This is a genomic window from Streptomyces sp. NPDC059003 (assembly GCF_042740445.1).
Lineage (GTDB): Bacteria > Actinomycetota > Actinomycetes > Streptomycetales > Streptomycetaceae > Streptomyces.
In genome coordinates this window covers 1-1,317 of sequence record NZ_JBHYJH010000439.1, presented here as the reverse complement: position 1 = coordinate 1,317, position 1,317 = coordinate 1, and the positions used below count along the sequence as shown (strand labels likewise).

Below are 1,317 nucleotides of genomic sequence, written 5' to 3'. Positions count from 1 at the left end.
ACGAGGCGCGAAGCGCCGGATAAAAGGGGGTCCAGGGGGCGGAGCCCCCTGGTTCTGGGTAAAGGGGCGGGTCCGGGGCGCCCCGCGAGGGCGGTACTGTCGGCGACGATGCACAAGACCCTGATCGTGACCAACGACTTCCCGCCCAGGCCCGGCGGCATCCAGGCGTTCCTGCACAACATGGCATTGCGCCTGGACCCGTCCCGGATCGTCGTCTACGCCTCCACCTGGAAGCGCGGCCGCGAAGGCGCCGAGGCCACCGCCGCCTTCGACGCCGAACAGCCCTTTCAGGTCGTACGCGACCCCACGACCATGCTGCTCCCCAGCCCGCGCGTGACCCGCCGCGCGGCCGGACTCCTGCGCGAACACGGCTGTACGTCGGTGTGGTTCGGAGCGGCCGCGCCGCTCGGCCTCATGGCACCCGCGCTGCGCAAGGCCGGCGCACGACGGCTCGTGGCCACCACCCACGGGCACGAAGCGGGCTGGGCCCAGCTGCCCGCGTCCCGCCAACTCCTGCGCCGCATCGGGGAGTCCACGGACACCATCACCTACCTGGGCGAGTACACCCGCTCCCGGATCGCGGCCGCGCTCACACCCGCGGCCGCCGGGCGCATGGTCCAGCTGCCGCCCGGCGTCGACGAGAAGACCTTCCACCCCGGCTCCGGCGGCGACGCCGTGCGCGCCCGGCTCGGGCTCACCGAACGGCCCGTCGTCGTCTGCGTCTCCCGGCTCGTGCCGCGCAAGGGCCAGGACACGCTGATCCTCGCCATGCCCCGGATCCTGGCCGCCGAGCCGGACGCGGTGCTCCTCGTGGTGGGCGGCGGGCCCTACGAGAAGGAGCTGCGCAAGCTCGCCGCGGAGACGCGGGTCGCGGACTCCGTGGTGTTCACGGGCCCCGTCCCCTGGGCGGAGCTCCCCGCCCACTACGGCGCCGGTGACGTCTTCGCCATGCCCTGCCGCACGCGCCGCGGCGGGCTCGACGTCGAGGGGCTCGGCATCGTCTACCTGGAGGCGTCCGCCACCGGGCTGCCCGTCGTCGCCGGGGACTCCGGCGGGGCGCCCGATGCCGTGCTCGACGGGGAGACCGGGTGGGTCGTGCGCGGGGGCTCTGCCGAGCAGGCCGCCGATCGGATCGTTGCGTTGCTCGGTGACGCGGAGTTGCGGCGGCGGATGGGGGAGCGGGGGCGCGAGTGGGTGGAGGAGCGCTGGCGGTGGGACCTGCTGGCGGGCCGCCTGCGGGAGCTGCTGTAGCCCTCGCGGGTGCGCCCCAGACCCGCCCCTTCCCGAACTGGGGCTCCGCCCCAGACCCCGGTCCTC

The 1,317-nt window shown here is 74.9% G+C and carries 1 protein-coding gene; it reads left to right on the top strand.

Features of this window, described 5'->3' with window-relative positions:
- The first annotated feature begins 108 nt into the window (after positions 1-108).
- Positions 109-1,251, top strand: a complete 1,143-nt coding sequence (locus ACFWZ5_RS46440) for a glycosyltransferase family 4 protein (RefSeq protein ID WP_384806994.1) — start codon at positions 109-111, stop codon at positions 1,249-1,251.
- The last annotated feature ends 66 nt before the right edge of the window (positions 1,252-1,317 follow it).

Coding starts and splice junctions, on each gene's coding strand:
- ACFWZ5_RS46440 (WP_384806994.1), top strand. CDS start 109: ATGCACAAGACCCTGATCGTGACCAACGACTTCCCGCCCAGGCCCGGC.